This is a genomic window from Hydrogenovibrio thermophilus, assembly GCF_004028275.1.
Lineage (GTDB): Bacteria > Pseudomonadota > Gammaproteobacteria > Thiomicrospirales > Thiomicrospiraceae > Hydrogenovibrio > Hydrogenovibrio thermophilus.
This window is the reverse complement of the sequence record NZ_CP035033.1, coordinates 189,364-206,253: the sequence shown is the minus strand read 5'-3', so window position 1 is coordinate 206,253 and position 16,890 is coordinate 189,364. Positions and strand designations below refer to the sequence as shown.

Below are 16,890 nucleotides of genomic sequence, written 5' to 3'. Positions count from 1 at the left end.
CCCCCAAAAACCACCAGGCCTGGTGGTTTTTTATCAATACAACGAATCAGGATTGAAACAACTGCTGCAAACCTTGCAGCAGCTTCTGCTGGTTATCCGGATTGTTCAATAAAGCCTTCATGTCCACCGACCATTTCAATTGATCCAGCGGCCCTTTCAAATAGACCGGCACTTTCATGCCCTTCAAGGACCGTAACGACTTCGGCGGGTTCTGATACACCGTGTACAAAGTGCTGTCGAGCAAAGTCGAGGTCAATTCCAATGACCCCAGTCCCGTGGCGGAAAAACGCCGGCTTTTCACCTTGAAGTCCTTGGTTTTCAGAATGCCTTTCTGAATATTTCCCGTCAGACTCAATTGACTGAACTGCGTGGCGTCCTGCGGCTGGGTTTTCTGCCCGGCCAATAACTTGTTCAAATCCATGCCCACAAAGGCGCCGTCGCTCACCTTAGCCGTGATGCGCCCGTTCATATTCTGGCGCAGCAAGTAACTGTTGACGCCACGCGTCTGCAAATCAAAACCACCACTGTAAGCGCCGTCCAACTGGTGATACTGCCAACCGTCGGCCAGGAACGGTTTCAGCTGAATCGCGTTCATCGTGCCCTTCCAGTCATATGCCGGAGTTTTGCCGGTGACGTCCACAGCCAGCTCGGAACGCAGCTTGCCTTGGTACAAATCGGCGTTTAACGGCGCCAGATTCAACTGGCCGTCCTTCGCCGCCAGGGTCAAATCGAAGTGGGTGAACACCATCTGCCAAGCTTTCAACTGCCCGATGGTCAAGCGCCCTTCGGCATCCAGCTCTTTCAAGGTATTGACCGGCAAGGCAATCGGCAGATAGGTTTCCGGCTTTTTACCCGAGGCGGTTTGAACCGGTGCCGTTGGCTTGGGCTGAGCCGCCGTTTCCGCAGAGCGCCGTTTTTTCGGTGGCGGATTCACATAGGCTTCGTATTGATCCATGTCCAATTCGGATACCGCAATGTCGAAACGGTATTGATCCGGTCGGCCCGCCTGTTTTTGGCGTTGAATATGGCCGGCGATTTTGGCGCCGTCCACCAGCATTTCCAAATCGTCGATATTCAACTGACGTGCCGTCTGTTTCCAACGGAACGCCGCCGACACATCCCTCAATACCTTACGATTGACGAAATGCGGGTACTCGATGCCGGAGTGGCGGAACCATTTGCGCAAACGAATGTGCTCGGCCTTCACTTCGCCTTCGGTTTGCGGATGCGCACCATACTGGCCCTGTAGAGAGGTTTCGATTTGGGTTTTCAACGAACTCAACTTGACCTGCTCCACGTGGAACGTCTTCTGCTCCATATCGAGCTTAAACGCTTTGCCAGTGGTTTCCACCCGCACTTCCGGCACTTTTGTTTCCTTCGGCAGAATCATACGGATATTGCCGTTCCAATCGGCCAATTGCCATTGTTTCAAGGCTTCATTCACCGTCAATTCGGTCGATAGATTGACGTGGAAACGGCTTTTGACCACATTAGTTTGATAGGCGAAATTGGTCAGTAATTTGAACGGTTCGTCCGGCGCGATATCGAACGCCATCAGGTCGAAATCGTCCAGCAGGAAGGTATGACCGTTTTCTTCATTACGCCATTCCAGCACGGCGTTTTGCGACACGAAACTGTTCAAACGCCAGTGGAAACTCGGCGGATTGCCCTGGCGGCTTTCCGCACTGTTCACCACCGGTTGATAAGCGACGGTTCGAAAAGTCGCTTTCGGTTCCGGCAGAAAATGCGACAGCATCGGCATGCCGTGCCAGTTGCTGCGCCCGTTCTTGTCGGTTTCGAGGTACAGATGCGCGCCTTCCAGTTCCACGCCAAGAATGTCCAGCTTGCGATTCACAAACAAATCCCACAGGGAGAACTCCACCTGAATACTGTCGATTTTCGCCAGGTCTGGGCGCTCTGGATCGGTTTTGTCCTGCATCGCCACCTGACTGGCTTCCAACGCAAACGGCCAGACCGAGACATCCAGCTCGCCTTCGATGTTTAACGGATAACCGGTGCGAGCCTGAAATTCACTTTCGATGGTGGTTTTGTACTGGTTGAAATCCATAAAGGTGATGGCACCGATGAAGGCCAACACTACAATGATGGGAATCACCGCCAAGCCCATTACCAAACGACTGGTCCATTTCACGGCCGGATGCGCGGGTGGACGGCGTTTTTTCGCCATACGCGCCTCTTTGATCGGACACACATGGTCGTCGGAATACACCCGTTTTTCCGGATTCAAGGCCTCCTCAATGCTGGCGGCATCTTCCGGAGTGGCATGCGGTAATGGGTCTTTTTTGGATTCCATAATCTTTCCTTTTCCGTTACAACCTGGGCGGCGTTATAAAAATGCCTGCAACACGTCGTTTAAATAGGTTTGGCCGGTGCGGGTCAGACACACCGTTTCGCCGTCAAGCGTCAACCAGCCTTTGTCCGCCAAATCCTGCAAGATGGGCTCAATTGTATGCAATGGCAGGCCGGTACGCAAAGTAAACAAACTTAACTCGAAGCCATCCTGCAAACGCATGGCATTGAGCATGAACTCAAACACAGCATCGCTGTCACCCACCTTTTCCAGCCGTCCGCGCTTGCCCTCGGCTATCATGTTCATATAGCCGCCCGGCGAAGCCGGCATTTGGGTGCGCCAAATCACCCCTTGCGGCGGGTCGGTGATTTTGCCGTGCGCGCCCGCGCCTAGCCCGATGTAATCACCGAATTGCCAGTAATTCAGGTTGTGGCGGCAGGCCTGGCCGTTTTGCGCATAGGCCGACACTTCATAATGATGATAGCCGGCCTCCGCCAAACGTTGCTGGCAAGCCAGCTGCATCTCCCAGGCCTGGTCGTCTTCCGGCAATTCCGGCGGTTGCTTATAAAACGGGGTGTTGGGTTCCAGCGTGAGCTGATAATGCGATAAATGCGGCGGACGCAACTCAATGGCGGTGTCGACATCGTGCAAAGCCTGCTCCAGATTTTGATTCGGCAGGGCAAACATCAAATCGAGATTGAAGTTGTCGAACCCGGCGCTTTTGGCCGCTTCCACGGCGCGATAGGCTTCGTCGGCCGAATGAATCCGCCCCAGGGCGTGTAGCTTTTCGTCGTCAAAACTTTGAATGCCCATCGACAAACGGTTCACGCCGGCCTGGCGAAACCCGGCGAATTTTTCAAAATCGACCGTGCCGGGGTTCGCTTCCAAGGTGATTTCAATGTCCGGTTGAAACCCCAACAAGGCTCTGGCGCGAGACAAGAAACTGTCCAACCCGGCTTCGGACATCAAGCTCGGCGTGCCGCCGCCAAAGAAAATCGACTGAATCGGTCGTCCCCAGACCATCGGCAGGGTCTGTTCCAATTGTTGAATCAGCGCGTCGAGATAAACGGCTTCTTGGTCTGCGCCCAACGTATGCGAATTGAAATCGCAATAAGGGCATTTTTGGATGCACCAGGGGTAATGCACATACAAACTGAGCGGAACGGGTTGGGTGAACTGCAAAATAATCGGCGCCTGTCGATGGAAAACCATTATTTTAATGGAAATTACATACGCAAGTGTTAAGCTTGCATGTAATTCAACCACCTTATTTAAATGGTCACTGTGATGGAACCCAACAGTCTCTTCATTGCCCCTCGCGAACGTCACGCTGGCAGTTTGCTGGTCTCACTCGGTTTGATGTCGCTGCTGCGACAACGGTTTGAAAAAATCGCTTTTTTCCGCCCGCTGGTCAGCGAGGCAGACGACCCGGACAGCCGTTTTATCCACGACTTCTTCCAACTCGACATTCCGATGGCGCAAATGACCGGGCTCACCTTGGCGGAAGCGACCCAAAAACTCAGCGACGGCCACAAGCACGAACTCTTCGAACAACTGGTGGCGCAATACCAGACCCTGCAACAGGAATACGATTTTGTGCTGGTGCACGGCATGGAGATGACCCGCCACGCCAGCGGTATCGAGTTCGACATCAACTTGGCATTGGCGAAGCACTTCAACAGCCCTTACGTGCCGGTGCTGAACGGACAGGACAAAACCCGCTCCGAGATCGAAACCGAAATCGAGATGGAATTGCACGCCAGTGCCGACCACGACCCGTTTGCATTCTTCGTCAACCGCATGGCACCGGCCTTACACGACGACAGTGAAGACTTCAAAAAACACCCAGGCCTGCCGGTGTTTTACCTGCCGGAACTGGACGACCTCAACACCCCGACCATCAAAGAAGTCGCCGACGCCTTACACGGCGAATTTCTGACGCCCAAAAAACAAGGCTGGAACCGCTTGGTAAAAGCGCCCATTGTCGCGGCCATGACCATCGAGAACTATCTGCCGCGCGTCAATGAAGGCGATTTGATTGTGGTGCCGGGCGATCGCAGCGACATTCTCATCGCGTCCGTCATGAGCCTGTTTGCACGCAACATGCCCAATATCGCCGGCATCCTGCTCACCGGCGGTCTGGTGCCCAAGCCGGTGATTCAGGACCTAATCATCAATTTCGAAGGACGTGACCTGCCCATTGTCTCCGTTCAAACCGACACCTATCCGTCGGCGATGGACGTGGGCCGCGTACGCGCCAAACTCAACGCCAACAACAGCCGCAAAACCCATTTAGCGCTCGGGTTGTTCGACCGTCATGTCGACCGCGACGGCCTGATGGAACGCATCCTGCAACGCGCCAGCGACCACAGCCGCGACATCACCACCCCCATTATGTTCGAATACCGCCTGTTCGAAACAGCACGCCAGCGCCTCAAAACCATCGTGTTACCCGAAGCGTCCGACGAACGCATTCTGCGCGCTTGCGACGTGCTGTTACAGCGCAAGGTCGTTAACCCGATTCTGCTCGGGCGCCCGGACGAAGTGCTCTATCAAGCCAATTTACTCGGCCTGAACCTGGAAGGCGCGCAAATCATCGACCCGGAAACCAGTCCCTGGAAATCGCATTTCATCGACCAACTGTTTGAAATGCGCCAACACAAAGGCATGACCCAGGATTTGGCGAAAGACTCCATCTCCCATGTAAGCTATTTCGCCACCATGATGGTGCATCTCGGCTATGCCGACGGCATGGTCTCCGGCGCCACCCATACCACGGCGGACACGGTGCGCCCCGCCCTGCAAATCATCAAAACCCAACCGGATACCTCGCTGGTCTCCAGCGTATTTTTCATGTGTTTCGACACCCGTGTGCTGGTCTACGGCGACTGTGCCGTCAACCAAAACCCGACGGCCGAGCAACTGGCGGAAATCGCCATCGGCTCGGCCGAAACCGCACGGCATTTCGGCATCGACCCGAAAGTGGCGCTGTTATCCTATTCCACCGGCGAATCCGGCCACGGTTCCGAGGTCGAAAAGGTTCGACAGGCTGCCCAACTGGCACACCAAAAACGGCCAGACCTGCTGCTGGAAGGGCCTTTGCAATACGATGCCGCCATCGACCCAACCGTCGCCCGACAGAAAATGCCCGACAGCGACGTGGCCGGACAAGCCACGGTGTTCATCTTCCCGGACCTCAACACCGGCAACAACACCTATAAAGCGGTGCAACGTGCTTCCGGTGCCATCGCTATCGGCCCGGTACTGCAAGGATTGCGCAAACCGGTCAACGACTTGAGTCGGGGCTGCAGTGTGGCCGACATCGTCAACACCGTCGCGATTACCGCGATTCAGGCACAAGCCAACGACCAATGAGGACGGCATCATGAAGATATTGGTTTTGAATGCCGGCAGTTCCTCAATGAAATACAGTCTGTTCAACGGCGAAGACTCTCACCAAATCGCGCACGGCTTGGTGGAACACATCGGCGAAACACCGGAACGCGACGTGGCATTCGCGTTACGCCAGGTGGAAAGCGAACTGCAACAGCATGGCCTGATTGAACATCTTGGCGACTGCGATGCCGTCGGCCACCGCGTGGTCCACGGCGGCGAGGATTTCCAACAACCGGTCATCGTTACCGAATCGGTCATGGACACCATCGACCGGTTGTCGGAACTGGCACCGTTGCACAACCCCGCCAATCTGGCCCCGATGCGGCTATTGGCCGAAAAACACCCAGGCCTGGTGCAAACGGCGGTCTTCGACACCGCCTTTCACCAGAGCATGCCGGCCTATGTATACCACTACGCCATTCCCAAACACCTTTACGACGACCATCTGATTCGCCGCTACGGCTTCCACGGTACCTCGCACCAATACATTGCCAAACGCGCGGCGACTCTGCTCGGCAAGCCGTTAAACCAACTCAATATCATCTCCATGCACCTCGGCAACGGCGCCAGCGTCTGCGCCATCCAATACGGCAAAAGCATGGACACCAGCATGGGCTTCACCCCGCTGGAAGGCCTGGTCATGGGCACGCGTTGCGGCGACCTTGACCCGTCGATTCCGCTGTATATGATGCGCGAACTGGGTTACAGCGCCGAGCAGGTCGACCATCTGCTCAATAAAGAAAGTGGTTTATTGGGGCTGGCCGGGCAGAACGATATGCGTGAATTGATGCAGATGGCCTACGCCGGTGACGAAAACGCCGGGCTGGCGCTGAAGATTTTCATCTACCGTTTGATTAAAGTGGCGGGCAGTTACATGGCGATTATGGACGATTTGGATGCCATCGTGTTTACCGGCGGCATCGGCGAACATGCCGATAAAATCCGCTACCGCGTGGTCAATGATTTTTCCAAGGCGTTTGGGTTTGAAATCGACCCGGTCGCCAATGTCAAAGCCCAGGGCGAAAGCTGCATCACCCGACCAACCAGCCGGATTCCGGCCTGGGTGATTCCCACCGATGAGGAAAAAGAAATTGCTCAACAGACGTTGGCGTTGCTGTCGGACACCTGAATGCATACGGTCAAATGCTCAGCCGCATGTCACCTCAATGCATGCGGCTCAACAACTCAATAATAAGTTTCTTTTCAGCCTTTCGGTTTCGTATAAAATAAGCATAAATCGTAATCGTTTTTAAATAAGCACTTTGGATACCTCATGCACGAGTTTTTAAATTATTTTTCACTGTTTCTGCTGTTTTTCGTGGTCGTCGTACTTTTTTACGGCATCATCGCCATTCACGACATCCCCTATAAAATCGCAAAAAAACGCAACCACCCGCACCAGGATGCCATCGAAGCCGCCGGCTGGGTGAGCCTGTTTATGCTGCATGTTCTCTGGCCGTTTTTATGGATTTGGGCCATGACTTACCGGGAAGAACGCGGCTGGGGCTTTCAGTCCAACACACCCGCTTCCAATCCGAACGAAGCCAGCCTGGCGCAACTGCAATCTGAACTCAGCGCCTTGCAAAATGAAGTGCGTAGCCTGAAAGGCGACACCGCCAACGGAGGTCAAGACTGATGGACATGTTACTCATCCTGACCTATACCGCGATTTGCATCGTACTTTTCAAGCTTTTCAGAGTGCCCGTCAACAAATGGACGGTGCCGACCGCCGCACTCGGTGGTGCCTTTTTGCTGGGCGGCATTTACGGTGTTATGAACTACAGCCATCCTTATTCCAGCCAAGCTCGGGAATATTTTTACGCCACGCCCATCTCGCCGACAGTGAGAGGCCGTGTCATTGACGTGCCGGTCGAGCCGAACACACCGCTCAAAGCCGGGGATGTTTTGTTTAAAATCGACCCAAAGCCCTTCCAGGACAAAGTGGATGAACTCACGGCCAGACTGAAGGAAGCGAAAAAGAACCTGGGACGTTATCAGGAAATGATGCGTAAAAACCTGGGCCGCCAATTGGACGTCGACCAGACCCAGTCACGGGTGGATGCCTTGCAGGCCGAACTGGCCAAGTCTGAGTTCGACTTGGATCAAACCATTGTCCGCGCACCGACCGATGGTTCCGTGACACAGCTTTTCCTGAAACCGGGCATGATTGCGGTGCCGATTCCGCTGCGACCGGTGATGGTATTCATTACCCAGCAGCAGGATTTATTCGTCGGTTGGTTCCGACAAAACAACCTGATGCGCGTGAAGCCCGGCTTCGAGGCCGAAGTCGCGTTTGATGCCATTCCCGGCCGTGTCTTCAAGGCCAAAGTCTTCGGGGTCCAACCTTATATGGCGGAAGGCCAGATGCAACCCAATGGTGTCTTGTTGACGGATAACAATCGTATCAGCGGCATGGTGCCGGTCAAACTGAAAATCACCGACCCGGCGTTTGCGGAATACCGCGATCAGCTACCTGGCGGTTCTTACGCTCAAGCGGCGGTTTACTCGGATAAATTCGAGGACTTGTCCATTATCCGGAAAGTGCTGTTACGCATGGCGTCTTGGATGAACTACATTTTCCCGATTGACTGACGGACGTTTTTAAATGCCCGAAAATAAAAAACCGCCAGTCCTGGCGGTTTTTTTGTTTGGGCAATTCGTGATCTGAATCAGGCGGTCACATTGATATTATTGCCTAGATTTGGCGGCAGTCCTTGCGTGGATGGCGCCGGAGTCGGCAAAGATTCAATCAAGGACAGTGCGCCCTGGGTTTGTACGTCCATCGCTTTCTTCAACATGGAAATCTGCGCTTCCTGCTGAGCGTAAACCTGTTGCTGTTGCATCGCCGCGTTCACCGCGCCGTTGGCCGAAACATCCATTCGAGCCTCCTTGAAAATAGATGGGTTCAAAAACGTTATCGGCTAAACAAAATGAAACTTGAGCTATGGCACTAAAATTAAATAATTTTATTTTTTTAAAAGGATACCAGTCCCTTTCTTTTTTAAATCTAACTTTAACTTATCATATTCATAATTAATATTAAAAACTGCTTCTGAAAGAGTGTGAATCTGCTGTTCTTTTCTAGTTTTCAAAAACGTATTAATAACAGAAGTTGTAGTAATCCCAATAAATCTTGTATAAAAACTCGTTACTGCTGATGTCTCAACATAAGCATTATGAACAACTTTATTTCTAGCTCGATAAACATAAAGTAACTTTTCATAAGCAATTTTTTCTAAATCTTCAAGCAATTCTAAGCATTCACTTTTACTTTGAAATATTTTTGATAGCCAAGTCATTTGGTCATCTAGCAATGTTCCTGGCTCTATACACTCTTTAAGCTCATCGATTCTCTTAATAAAATCGCCTAAAAAAATTTTCGTACCTTTTTGCCTATTAAACCCTATATCCGATTTTAACTTTCTGGGTATATCAACATTCCTTTTATAACAACTTTCTTCAAATTTATAAAAATGCATCCAAGCAAAACGATACAACTGTCTTTTAGCCATCAACTTTGGAACAATATTCAATATAGAATCAACTGTACTGCTTTCACCTTTTAACTCAAAAACATTCTCCAATGCCACCCAATGCCATAATAATTTTTCATTTAGCCCTTTAGACTCAATCGCTTTTCTATTCCAATGCATTGACTTGATAATTTTTTTGTCTATAACTAAAAGCTCTTTATTCGACAGATTGTTTAACAAGTATTGCGATAGTTCTATATGTTCATGCTTATTGTTTAACTCAATAGAATCAGACCATTCTTGAAACTCAAAGTTAGAAAAACCCGAACCGATATCATTACCTTCATCATCTATTATGTAATATTCCTCGGTATTAATTGAAACGGGAACTTTATAAGATGAATAACGCGAAGTAAGCAGGTCGATTACTTGCTCAAGTTTTTCAATAGCTTTAACTTTAGCAAATTCATAATCAATGAAATCAACGGATACTGCTGCATTACAGTAATAGTGATTATCGAAATATTGCTCTTCCTTAGCTCCAAAGGTTTCATCATCTCGAGAATCTAAAGACAAACTTTTTATTAGGTTTACTCTAAAAGGGTCATAAAACTGAACATCACCTAATGAAAAATTGATACCTTCACCTTTAAACCCTTTTATTTGAAAAATAAATTTTCGCTTTTCCGATTCAATATCAAAGTACTTCTCAATAACTAAAATTCTTTGTTTATCAGTTAAGTTATCAATATAGGTGGTAACGTCCTTGCAGTATTCTTTATATTTATGACTATTTGTATCAGTATCTGGAAGTTCAAATCCATGAGGAAAGTCTGTTATCAAAGCACCAGCATCCAAAACTCGATATCCTTTAAATATAGAATGAATTATTTTTTGGATACCAGTTGAAGAATAGCCTTTATAAATTAACTCGTTAATAATCAGTTTTGTTAAATTTTTAACTCTTTCTTTGTCTAATGCATATTGCTCGTCAGTAAGTATTTTAGCTAGCTCTTTAATAGAGTCCCTAGCCAATTTAAAGTCAGATAAATCTGCTACTAATAAATTTAAAAGATGGATTAAGTAACCATAATTTTGTTTATTTGAAAATTGACGTTGGATTAAAGTGATAATTGGTGATAAATTTTTTACTGCTTGCACATCTATCTCAGCAAAAGCATTAAAACTATCAATAAAAAATCGTTTATTTTTTTGATTTGATAGCGAATTACGATCTATTTCTTCAATGAATTCTTTAACCAAAACCCTTGGACTATAGTTAATTGAATGAATAAGCTCTCTTTCAATACTATTTGAAGAGTGCATAAAATCATCCCAAAAATCTTTAAAATATTGAATTTTTGTATTCATTGAATTAAAACACTTTAATCATTCAGATAACGGTTCAAATCGAAAATGCCCCAAGTCACCGGTTCCGCTTTCTGTTGATAAAACAGCAAGTCGTCGGAGAAATCCCAAAACGCCGGTGCGGTACGGCGCACGCCATACGCTTTCACCCAGCGTTGCAACTGCGACTTGTCCTTCACGCGGGACGCCAGCGCCAGGAAAACATTCACGTCCTGCTCGCCCAAATCGAAAAACATCCCCGGATAACTGGTCTGCAGACCTTCCACCACCGTGACCGAATTCTCCTTCGGCGCCCGATTGTATTTGTCGAACAGCAGGGACGACACATTGTAATAACCGCGATTCAGAAACAGTGTGTACCAAGATTCGTCACCGTTGTATCGTGTCACCCTGAGGAACGACACTTCCGGCCACCCTTCGATTTTCTCGCCTTTCAAGTCAGCCAGCTGCTGCAGGAAATTCTGGATTCGGGCATCCGGGTCACCGTCTTTGAACGGCATTTTCGGACGATTAATCGGATCGGAATTCAACACATCACGGAACTGCTCCAACTGCACCACACGATCGAAAAATTCCTGTTTCGGGTGTTTTGTCACATAATCAATGCCGGTTTTCGTCGGTGTTAAATCGGTTTTAATGCTTTCTTCCGAGGTTTTGCGATACCAGTAGTTGCGCAGCTTTTCACGAGTGTCTTCCGGCAGGAAGCTCAGGAAATTGTTTTCCCCTTCCATACGCAGAAAATCCATGTAAAGCCGGGTATTCAGCTGATGGCCGACATTGCCGTAGACATCAAAACCGGACACCAGCAAATACTGGATACGTTCCAGCAACGGGTAATCAATCACCCAGGCGGTTTTCGGCACTTTGCCGTGGAAGCCTTTCAATACCGTGGCGGAATCCTGATTCCGGAAAACGGTCAACAACGCATTACGGTTATGACCGTCGCCGTCCCAAATCATATTGAACCCGTGCTTGATCTTCCGTTCTTTCTTGGAGTGCAACAGTTTCTGTTTGGCATCCAGATAGAGACGCTGTTTGTTTTGATACGTGGTGGCCGTGGCCAGCATTCGGAAGGTTTCCACACCTTCGGCGGAAGGCAAAGCCAGATTACCGGCTTGCTGGGCGAGAAATTCGGTATCGTTGCTGACGACATCCACATCCGGGTCGAAAAACATCACCCAGAATTGTTCTTCAATCACGTTGAGAGCCACTTGCCCACGACACACCGGCCCTTTAATAAAGCCTTCGATAATGAATTGTGCCTGATCGAGCAGGAAACGATATCGACCGTCTGCCGGCATGTCGGCAAAAGTTTTAAACGGGTTGGCCGAAGTTTTCGGGTCGTAGCCAGGCAATTTTTTGATTTGATAATCCGGGAAAATAAACCAGGCCTGGTACTTTTTGTAAGTATCGCCATCGACGTGATACACCAGATGGTCTTTGTCGACGATACTTGATTTGACTGCACGCAACCGGTAATACACCCGGTCCACGCCCGGGTCATCATACGGGCGCGTGGTGTGAATCACTTCAATCGGCACCCCCGGCGGGGTTTTGGAACGCACCAACTGGTAAAAGGTGCGCGGTGAATTATCGGCGAAGTGTAAATGCGCCAAAAACAGGTGTTCGTAAATATAGCGTGCCATCAAACGGTGTTTGAAGGTATCGATATTGAGATACTTTTCATAGAAACTGGCTTGCTCGGACAGTTCCACCGAATCCAAATTTTCCAAGGTTCCCGGCGCGCCGTATTTGGCCCAGTTCAGCAACGTCAGATATTCATCACGCGGCAAATTCGGCATGGCATACGGCATGCCCCAATTCGGGTGATTCAAGGCGAAGTCATCGAATTCATCGGCTTTCGGGCAAACGTCTTCACGATTCAAGCCCAAAGTATAGCTACTCGGCAAACGCCCGGTCACCGGTTGCGGGTGCTCGTCTTTCAGCTGTAGCATCCGATAAAGCACCGACGGTTCGCCGTCCTGCTGCTGGGTAATCAGTGAATAGAACCCTTTTTCGCGCCACTCCTGAATGGTTTGCGCGTCCATGAACAGTCGGGAGGGCTGGGCTGCGGTAATGCGTTCGCCGTCATACACTTTTTCCTTGCTGCCTCCCCGTGCCGTACCGGTGTAAGAAGACAACTTAAGCTGGCAAGGCGCATCGTAACAACCATGGCACACAATGCAGCGTTTTTCGAGAATCGGTTTAACCACGTCATAATCCGGGAGGTCCGATTGTATTTGCACTGGCGTACTGGTTTGTGCACTGGCAGGCAAAGCGAGAACCGCCGCAATTAGGGCGATGGCGAGGCGTATGATGTAAGCGTTAAACATGTCCATTTTTATCCGTCTGATTGGCATCGTTCATTCGTTATATTGCTTAAATAATCGCTCAATTAAATCTTGAGTGCTCCCATATAAGAGCGTAGGATAGAAATATCAAGCATATAGGAATGAGTCTATGAACCAACGCAAGACGCACCCCGTGGGTTTTCGGGTCTTCGCATTCAAAAAGTTCATGTGGGTCTCGATCTTCGCCTTATTGGCCTCTTTGACCATCACAACGCTGGTCAGCGGCACTTTTGTCGCGGTCGTTTACCACAAAACCGTTTCGAACTTGCCGGATCGGTTACAGCAAACCTTCTCCGGTTTGGCCGCCGCCGAGAATCCGGTCGAGCAAGCCGACATCATTTTAGCCCAAATACAGCGCAAAAACCTGCAAAACGACTTTAACTTCATTCCGGCTTCCGACATTCGTAACACCCCCTTGGCATTAACGGACACCCAACAACAAAACCTCAAGGCGGCCAAGCAGGCCAACCAATTGACGCACCAACTGGATATTCTATCGGCCGAAGTGAATGGCGGACTGCCGGTTTATTTCCAACCCGGCTGCGACACCTGCAACATTTTGGCGACACAAGGCCGTTACATGGGCACCCTACTGTTCCAGCTTCCATTGACCAGCCCTCTGCTGACCTTCGGAACCTTATGGGCTTTTTTCATTATTTTCATGGTGAGTTTCTTTATCATCGGCGTCTATATGATGACTCGGGCACTGGAAAAAGACTTTATCCAACCGATACGAGACCTCAGTGAACGCATGCACCATATCCGGCTGGAAGAAGACGATATCCTCTGGGAGCGCAAAGAGCAGGAAATCGCCGAGATTGACTTGATTGATCAATTGATTACCGAGAACATCCAGACTCTCAAATCCATTTACGTCAAACTGGACGCCTTAATGGTCACGGAACACCAAAGCGGCTTTTTCCATCAGGATCGTTTCAAGGAAGCCTTGCAATTTGAGGTGTACCGTTCCGATCGCTATCATCGACCTTTTTCGATCTTAGTCATCAAACTACTCAAAGTCGAGTCCAAGCAAGCCGAAAAAAACCCCGATACCGCTGAACAAATCCATCTATTTGCCGAAACCATCAATGAACATACCCGAAATATTGACATGCCATTTCGCATCGGCGAACGTTTATTTTTGATTATCATGCCGGAAATGACCGAACAAGAAGTGCCGGTCATGTCACAAGTATTGCGGAAGCGCTTCGCACAGGACCGCGAAGACGGTGAGGATAGGTATAAGTTCGACGTGCAAATCGGTTACGCCACCTACAATTACGATACCCAAAACATCAAGGAATTGACGGCGTTGGCCATTGAACGGATGCATCAAACCGAAGCCGAAGAAACCCCGGAAAAACCGGCATCATCCGATTCCGAAACGGCTTAATCAGCCTTTCTTTTCCAATTGCAGAATGGCTTCTTTATACGTCAACGCCGCCTGGGTTTCCAGCCCTTCCGACTCATAACATTTAGCCAGTGCGTGGAAAGTTTCCAATTCCGGCTGTAACTTCAGGCTTTCCTGGAAATAATGCCGCGCTTGCCCCCACAACTGGCTCATACAGGCCAAACGGCCCAGCGTCAGCAATAAAACCGGATTATCGGGTTGGTTCGACAACCATTTCTCGGCTTTTTTCAGACGTTCATACGCCGGACCCAATTCAATGCGGCCATATTGATAGGCCAATCGGTCATCCCATTGTTTGGACAGACTTTTGGCGATGAGTTCCGCCAGCCCTTGTTCTTTGCCCCAACCCATGCGCTGTTCCACAAACTCCGCCAAAATCGCCGGTTTCAGTTGCTGACGCCCGGAAAGCGATTGCCAAAGTTGTTCCAAGGCCTCCGGGTTTTCCGCACGGGCAACCTTACCGGCCAGCAGTTGCACTTCCAGGGACTGAATTTCCGCTTTATCGAGGGCTCTGAACCGCTTGACCTCGCCAAGAATCTCTTCCAGGCGCGACCAATATTCCTGCTTCACCAACAAATGCGCGTACTCGGCCAGAATCGTCTTGTTTTTAGGGCTTTGTTGATGCAATTCGTTCAAAATCACCAACGACACATCCGGTTCCGAATCCATTAACAAACGTGCCTCCACCAAACCAATGGTGACACTGTCTGTCGGGAAACGTTGTCGCGCTTCGGCCAGGTATTGATCTCGACGACTGAACGCCTGCTGGTTATGCGCCATTTTGGCGGCGGTCAGATAATGCACCAAACCGGAATCGGAATGCTTGGCCATTTTAACCAACTGTTTTTCCGCCAACTGCCAATCACCGTACTCCAAGGCAATCATCCCTTTTGCCATGGAACTTTCGGCTTTACTGTAACGCTTCAGTTGACGGCGATTACGCCAATAGGCCGGAAAATGCCACAGATTGATGACCAAGCGCATCAGAAGATACAAAGCACTGAACCCAATGACGGCGGCCGCCAAAGCGAATGTCAGACTGGTTTCGATGACCCAATCGTGCCACACCATCGACACTTGGCCGTTGTCGTTCAACGCCAAAGCGGTCAAACCGGTGGCAATGACCAGAAAAATCGACCATTTCAAAATCCGTGAAATCATCGGTTATGCCCCTTCCGCAATGTCCAGTGGTTGTCTCGGCTCAAAATCGATTTGCTGCAACGGCGCCAAGGTCGTTTTCACCGACTCGGCCTGTTCCGGAAAATGCGCGGCCATAAAGTCGTTAAGCGCTTGAATCGCTTTATCCAACAGCGGTTTCGACTCCGAATCCAGCGCCCATTGCACACGGTCAGCCAACAGCAATCCACGCTGAATCAACACATCATGCATCATCAGACTTTCCACTTGCGTCAGCTGTTCCGCCGATTCACGTTTGCGCACCGAAAACAAGGCTTCCAGTTTGGTCTGCAACTTCTGCCAAGCCGAATCGGTGGCCGTTTCGGAGGTTTCAGCCGTTGTGCCCGGTGTTTCGATCGGTGTTTCATGTGAAACCTTTTTCGCGGGCGGCAGGTTTCGAATCTGCTCACGAAGTGCCTCCATCACCGGCTGGGCATCCGCACTTGACTGGGGAGGTCTGGCATCAATGCGCGCCAAATCCTGACCGATACGACGGATGAAATCGTTTTTGCCGTCCATGGCACTGGCGCCAACCGCTTTTTCCAACGCCAGCAAGTGGTGACGGGTTTGCGCGACATTGCCAGTCAACAGCCATTGAGTATTGACCTCCAACGCCCACTGACGAATTTGCTGCGCCGACAACGGTTCCACCGCCGAAGCCGCCGTTTCCGTGGCGTTTTCCAGCTTGGAATCCTGTTGTTTTTGCCATTCGTTACGTTCTTGCTGTTCTTGTTTGAAATCGAACAGTTCGGACAACTGTTGCCCCATTTGCTGCAATTGGTTTTTCATTTCATCGCCCAAGGCTTCGGCCTTGGCCTGAAACTCCGGTGACGGCTTGACGGCTTCGCCCAGCTTTTGGGTGGCCTCACCAGCCTGCTGCGACATGCCTTTTAACTGCTCGGTTACCTCGGACAACTTGTCCTGCACATTGGTCTTAAAGGTTTCCAATTCGGTTTTCACCGCGTCGACATCCGCTTGACTGATGGCCGGTTGATTTTCCGGTGAAGCCAGTTTCGCGGTCAACGCCTCTTTCAATTCGTTCTGACTGCTTTTGAGGGTTTTGGTTTCGGTTTTCAACTGGCCGACTTCGCTTTGCAATTGATTGATTTTTTCAATCTGCCAGTCCTGCTGATTGGTTTTCATCGCCAGATAGGTGATGATGCCAACCAACAGCAGCACGAGTAATAACGCCATTTTCTGCATGAAGGTTTGCGGCCACCAGCCAGACCAATCGCGTTTGGCTTTCAAAGGCTTGTCGTCATCGGACGAGGTTTGGCGATTTTTCTGTTCGGATTTGGCGTGACCACCGTTCACCACTTCCCCGTCAATCACGCGCTGATCGGCTTTTGGGGTAATCGGTTCTTCAGACGTTACCATATCGTATCCTTTTACGGCTTTGCCGCA

12 protein-coding genes are annotated in these 16,890 nt (G+C 50.0%); 5 read left to right on the top strand and 7 right to left on the bottom strand.

The genetic code is table 11. From position 1 onward, the window contains the following. Nucleotides 1-46: 46 nt before the first annotated feature. Nucleotides 47-2,314 carry an AsmA family protein gene (locus EPV75_RS00855; RefSeq protein ID WP_128384158.1) on the bottom strand — a complete coding sequence of 756 codons (2,268 nt, stop codon included), beginning with the start codon at nt 2,312-2,314 and terminating at the stop codon, nt 47-49. Between the two features lie 33 nt (nt 2,315-2,347). After that, nucleotides 2,348-3,493, bottom strand: coding sequence for a radical SAM family heme chaperone HemW (gene hemW, locus EPV75_RS00850; protein ID WP_225972351.1), 1,146 nt, complete (start codon nt 3,491-3,493; stop codon nt 2,348-2,350). Between the two features lie 105 nt (nt 3,494-3,598). Between hemW and pta the strand changes: the two genes are divergently transcribed. From pta to EPV75_RS00830, 4 genes are all read left to right on the top strand, one after another. Next, nucleotides 3,599-5,686 (top strand): phosphate acetyltransferase, encoded by a 2,088-nt coding sequence (pta, locus tag EPV75_RS00845; RefSeq protein WP_029939382.1) that lies wholly within the window; start codon nt 3,599-3,601, stop codon nt 5,684-5,686. Between the two features lie 10 nt (nt 5,687-5,696). Beyond that, entirely contained in the window at nt 5,697-6,836 is a 1,140-nt protein-coding gene (locus tag EPV75_RS00840) for an acetate/propionate family kinase (RefSeq protein ID WP_128384156.1), read from the top strand. Between the two features lie 144 nt (nt 6,837-6,980). Beyond that, nucleotides 6,981-7,343 (top strand): DUF3302 domain-containing protein, encoded by a 363-nt coding sequence (locus tag EPV75_RS00835; protein ID WP_029939380.1) that lies wholly within the window; start codon nt 6,981-6,983, stop codon nt 7,341-7,343. Continuing rightward, nucleotides 7,343-8,299, top strand: a complete 957-nt coding sequence (locus EPV75_RS00830) for an HlyD family secretion protein (protein WP_128384155.1) — start codon at nt 7,343-7,345, stop codon at nt 8,297-8,299. The genes EPV75_RS00835 and EPV75_RS00830 overlap by 1 nt, the downstream gene beginning before the upstream one ends. Before the next feature lie 77 nt (nt 8,300-8,376). Here the strand turns inward: EPV75_RS00830 and EPV75_RS00825 are convergent, their stop codons facing one another. The 3 genes from EPV75_RS00825 to EPV75_RS00815 all read right to left on the bottom strand — a co-directional run bounded on the left by EPV75_RS00825 (nt 8,377) and on the right by EPV75_RS00815 (nt 12,887). Beyond that, nucleotides 8,377-8,586, bottom strand: a complete 210-nt coding sequence (locus EPV75_RS00825; RefSeq protein ID WP_128384154.1) for a YjfB family protein — start codon at nt 8,584-8,586, stop codon at nt 8,377-8,379. A gap of 87 nt (nt 8,587-8,673) precedes the next feature. Next, nucleotides 8,674-10,551: a hypothetical protein gene (locus tag EPV75_RS00820; RefSeq protein WP_128384153.1), complete on the bottom strand. Its 1,878-nt coding sequence runs from the start codon at nt 10,549-10,551 to the stop codon at nt 8,674-8,676. Nucleotides 10,552-10,565: 14 nt separating this feature from the next. Further along, entirely contained in the window at nt 10,566-12,887 is a 2,322-nt protein-coding gene (locus EPV75_RS00815; RefSeq protein WP_192894008.1) for a fatty acid cis/trans isomerase, read from the bottom strand. Nucleotides 12,888-13,008: 121 nt separating this feature from the next. Here EPV75_RS00815 and EPV75_RS00810 point away from each other — a divergent pair, with 121 nt between their 5' ends. Then, entirely contained in the window at nt 13,009-14,292 is a 1,284-nt protein-coding gene (locus EPV75_RS00810) for a GGDEF domain-containing protein (RefSeq protein ID WP_128384151.1), read from the top strand. Here EPV75_RS00810 and EPV75_RS00805 read toward each other — a convergent pair whose 3' ends face one another. Both EPV75_RS00805 and EPV75_RS00800 read right to left on the bottom strand, forming a co-directional pair. Continuing rightward, entirely contained in the window at nt 14,293-15,471 is a 1,179-nt protein-coding gene (locus EPV75_RS00805; protein ID WP_225972350.1) for a heme biosynthesis HemY N-terminal domain-containing protein, read from the bottom strand. It lies immediately after the preceding gene. A 3-nt stretch (nt 15,472-15,474) separates the two neighbouring features. After that, on the bottom strand, nt 15,475-16,863 hold the full coding sequence (locus tag EPV75_RS00800) for a hypothetical protein (RefSeq protein ID WP_128384150.1): 1,389 nt from the start codon (nt 16,861-16,863) through the stop codon (nt 15,475-15,477). Nucleotides 16,864-16,890: the final 27 nt, after the last annotated feature.

What these genes read in the sequence shown, in the direction of transcription:
- EPV75_RS00855 (WP_128384158.1), bottom strand. Translation starts at nt 2,314, where the DNA reads ATGGAATCCAAAAAAGACCCATTACCGCATGCCACTCCGGAAGATGCC.
- pta (WP_029939382.1), top strand. Translation starts at nt 3,599, where the DNA reads ATGGAACCCAACAGTCTCTTCATTGCCCCTCGCGAACGTCACGCTGGC.
- EPV75_RS00840 (WP_128384156.1), top strand. Translation starts at nt 5,697, where the DNA reads ATGAAGATATTGGTTTTGAATGCCGGCAGTTCCTCAATGAAATACAGT.
- EPV75_RS00835 (WP_029939380.1), top strand. Translation starts at nt 6,981, where the DNA reads ATGCACGAGTTTTTAAATTATTTTTCACTGTTTCTGCTGTTTTTCGTG.
- EPV75_RS00830 (WP_128384155.1), top strand. Translation starts at nt 7,343, where the DNA reads ATGGACATGTTACTCATCCTGACCTATACCGCGATTTGCATCGTACTT.
- EPV75_RS00825 (WP_128384154.1), bottom strand. Translation starts at nt 8,586, where the DNA reads ATGGATGTTTCGGCCAACGGCGCGGTGAACGCGGCGATGCAACAGCAA.
- EPV75_RS00820 (WP_128384153.1), bottom strand. Translation starts at nt 10,551, where the DNA reads ATGAATACAAAAATTCAATATTTTAAAGATTTTTGGGATGATTTTATG.
- EPV75_RS00815 (WP_192894008.1), bottom strand. Translation starts at nt 12,887, where the DNA reads ATGGACATGTTTAACGCTTACATCATACGCCTCGCCATCGCCCTAATT.
- EPV75_RS00810 (WP_128384151.1), top strand. Translation starts at nt 13,009, where the DNA reads ATGAACCAACGCAAGACGCACCCCGTGGGTTTTCGGGTCTTCGCATTC.
- EPV75_RS00805 (WP_225972350.1), bottom strand. Translation starts at nt 15,471, where the DNA reads ATGATTTCACGGATTTTGAAATGGTCGATTTTTCTGGTCATTGCCACC.
- EPV75_RS00800 (WP_128384150.1), bottom strand. Translation starts at nt 16,863, where the DNA reads ATGGTAACGTCTGAAGAACCGATTACCCCAAAAGCCGATCAGCGCGTG.